At 33.8% G+C, this 3,882-nt stretch carries 2 protein-coding genes; one reads left to right on the top strand and one right to left on the bottom strand.

Annotated elements, in window-relative coordinates; all coding sequences use genetic code 11:
* Positions 1–2,745 (top strand): DUF559 domain-containing protein (locus HPY74_20215; GenBank protein ID NSW92933.1); only part of this gene is annotated, 2,745 nt, incomplete at its 5' end.
* Positions 2,746–3,000: 255 nt separating this feature from the next.
* Here HPY74_20215 and HPY74_20210 read toward each other — a convergent pair.
* The gene (locus HPY74_20210) at positions 3,001–3,528 is read right to left on the bottom strand and encodes an Rpn family recombination-promoting nuclease/putative transposase (protein NSW92932.1); all 528 of its coding nucleotides are present in this window, start codon (positions 3,526–3,528) and stop codon (positions 3,001–3,003) included.
* Positions 3,529–3,882: the final 354 nt, after the last annotated feature.

The raw sequence follows: 3,882 nt of genomic DNA, 5'->3' as shown, positions 1-3,882 counted from the left end.
TTACCTGAAAATATAACCTTAAGTGAGCTTAAGACTTTTGTTGTACAAGTATTGGACAAATTAGATTCGGGAAGGAAGGCTTATGGCATCCTTGATTTCAACGTCAAGAGAAAAAAAGCGCTTATGGAGATAAAAATAGGTGGCAATCCGCCTACCTCATATGAGGATTGGAGAAGTATAAAGATTTACCTGGATTTACTTATAAGTGAAGAAAGTAATTTAGATAAACTGAATGCTTTTTTCGGCAATTTACAGGTTAAGTGTGATATTGAAAAAGTAGGTTCTTACATAGATAAATATAACCTTATTTGCACAGTAGTAAGTAAATTAAATGATGTTGTTACATACCAAAAGGATTTACTTCCTGATTTGGCAGCCGGATTATCAAAAATTATTGAAGGTGATATTGATAATATTATAAATGCTAAAGAGGAGAAACTTGAAAAATACTATACAAAAATTTGCATGAAATATAAGGAGATTAAATTAAGGGAAGCTGAAAAGAGAGTTAATCATTTGCATAATTTGCTTATAAACTACGCAGATAAAATTAACTGCCATCCAACTGTTTATATTCTTCTTGAGTGTTTTGACAAAATATATACAAATGAAGATAAAATTTTTGGATTATGGAAAGAATGCTATTGTTTCATAAATAAGTTGAATGAGCTAAAACCTAAATATGAAGAGCTTTCGTTTTTTGTAAAACAATTGTCGGAATACATGCCTAATTGGGCGTCCAAGTGGCTGGACAAAAATGTGCTTGAAGAAGAGCTTTATCCTGAATACTGGATGGAATCAGTACAATTTAAAACTTTGCAGAAATATATCCATGACATTAACAATAAAGCTTACGAAATATCAAAGTGCGAAAAACGGCTGGAAGAATTAACAAAAAGTATTAAGGGTGCAAAGTTAGAGCTGATAGTTGCCAAAACCAAGCTTGGGTTGTTAAGAATACCGGATAGGCAGATTGAGGCTTTGAAAAGCTGGAGACTTGCTGTAAGAAGATTAGGAAAAGGCACCGGAAAATGGGCTTGGAAGAATATAAAAATTGCCCAGGAGAAAATGATTGAGGCAAAGGATGCGGTTCCTGTATGGATTATGCCGCTTTACAAAGTTTCGGAAGTAATAACTTCGCAGTTTGGAAGTTTTGATATTGTAATTATTGACGAAGCGAGCCAATGCGATATTAGAGGGTTATTGGCTCTTGCAAGAGGGAAAAAAGCTGTTATTGTAGGTGATCCTCAACAAATAAGCCCAAGTGCTGTAGGTATTTCCGATGCCGAAGTAGAAAGATTAATAAGGGAATTCTTAAACGGCATACCTAATAAGGAACATTTTAATTTAAAAAATAGTCTGTATGATATTGCCGAAATGAAATTTACCAGGCAGGGGACACTTATGCTAAAAGAACACTTCAGATGTATACCGGAAATAATACAATTTTGTAATAACCTTTGTTATGATAACCAGATAATACCTTTGAGAAATGTGTCGGAATCACAAAGACTGGAACCGGTTTTGGAAAGCTTTTTTGTGAAAGACGGTTACAGAGAAGGTGGAAGTGATGTAAATAAACCGGAAGCTAAGGCTATTTGTGAAAGAATCAAAAGCATAGTTAATGATAGAAAATATAAAGAAAAAACAATAGGTGTTATTACTCTCCAGGGAAATGATCAGGCAAAATATATCTGGAAGGAAATAAATCAGTATATAGATACGGAAAAGCAAGAGGAATATAAAATAAGAGTAGGGGATCCATACAACTTCCAGGGGGATGAGAGGGATATTATTATCCTTTCAATGGTGGTAAGCGGCAATGACAGCAAAAATGTATATTCACTTACTTCGGAAACATATAAACAAAGGTTTAACGTTGCCGTAAGCAGGGCAAAAGACAAATTAATATTATTTCATTCCATACAAATAAGAGACCTTAATCCGGTTGACTTAAGATTTCAACTGTTGAATTATATTCAGAATAAGCAAAGAGATAGAGAAGATGATGATAGAAAAATAGAAAAACTGGAATCACCATTTGAAATGGAAGTATATAAATGGCTTACTGCAAGAGGATATAAAGTAGAGCCTCAGGTTAAAGTGGGAAACTGCAGGATTGATATGGTTGTCGAAGGAGAGAAGGCAAGGCTTGCTGTGGAATGCGATGGAGACAAATATCATCTGCCGGAAAAGTGGTGGGAGGATAGAATGAGACAAAGACAGCTTGAAAGGGCAGGCTGGACTTTCTGGAGAGTATGGGGAAGTGATTTCTATAAAGACAAGGAAGCTGCTATGCTCCCTATACTGGATGTGTTGAAAGATAAGGGAATACGGCCCGTGAATAAAAATAATATGAGTGAAGAAAATTTGCATAATAACGAAATTGTTAATGATAAAGATTATATATCTCGTACTCATAAAAAGGCTGATCTTTCAATTCGGAATTCTTTGGAAGAAGATTTGATGGAACCTAAAAGAAAAAACCTTAACAGGCGGAATAATCTTAACTTTAATTGGATAGAAAGTATTGAGAAGGTAATAATAGAAATTCTCAATGAAAGCACAAAAGGGAAAGATTTGTTACCTGATGAGGTGATGAGGAAAATAGAATTTTCTAAACGCGGGGACGAAAGAAGTAAAATGATTAAAAGAATAAATAGGGTAATCAATAAAATGATTAGAGAAGGTAAAATTGAAGAATACAGTACAGAAAAAAGAAAAAGATTAAGGATAAAGAAGTGAAAGATACATTTTAAGAAAACTTGCTCTTTGCGGAAAATAAATATTTTACAATGGCAAATCAGGAAGTAGCGGGAATATTTGATATTTTCGGTAATTCTTATTCACACAATGGTTTTTTATCATTAATATGTTCCGATATATGTTGTGAAATTGAGAATAAAAAAAAGAATATATTAATTTTGCTAAAAAGCAAACTTTTGAGGACAATTCCACCCACATTGTAATATCTTTAATCCAAGCAAAACTCCTTTTGTTTTATGCCAAATATGGTTTTTCTACAATGCGTATTACTATCTCCAAGGCGTAAACCATTTCATCAACCTCCTTGTTCTCATCAATAATCTTTTCTATTTCCCCGGTTTCTTCCTCTGTCATCCCGCACGTTGCAATATTTTTAAGCCATACCTTAAATAACTTGAGATCCTCTTTGCTCATCTTATTTAACTGCTCTACCAGTTTTTTTAGCCTCATAATTATTTCGTCATACCGAGGCTTCTGATTTATATAAAATACTGCGCCGATTAAATTACCAAGCTGTAGCAGCTCCTCTTCACTCAGCATATAAAAGAATACTTCTCTTCCGTCAATCCTGACCTTGTATACCAAATCAGCTTCCTTCCCGTTAAAATCCTGCAGTATGAATGACCTGTTTATTTGCTCGACACTGTCTTCGTCAATTTTATGCACCCAGTCCTGTCGCACAAAGCTTTTTAACAGCTGCACAAACACCTTCTTTACCGATAGAAGGTATTTATAGCCCTTATCATGCCTGTTATTCAACACATCATATTTTGCGTCAGGCTCTAATACTGCTTTATACTTAATTTAATGTCGAAAAAAGTAACTTTAGGGTGCGATTTATTTTTGTGTAACATAAATTTCCATAAATGGATATAATCATCCTGAACAACCAACCGATTAAAAGATATGATGTTATCAGAATTATACCTAAAAGGAGGTTTTGATAACATGGAAAGAAACGAAATATAAAGTGTAGACAAAATTATAGGGGAGTATAAAGAAGAATTGAAAAAACTGTTTAAAGGGGAGAGAGTAAAGAGTTTTGACAAAATTACAGGTGAAGCAATAGAGAAAATTAAAAATGAATTGAAAAAAGCAGCAGAAGAGGTTACGGAA

It is taken from the genome of Bacillota bacterium (assembly GCA_013314855.1).
Taxonomy (GTDB): domain Bacteria; phylum Bacillota; class Clostridia; order Acetivibrionales; family DUMC01; genus Ch48.
This window is presented reverse-complemented; position numbering and strand designations above follow the sequence as displayed.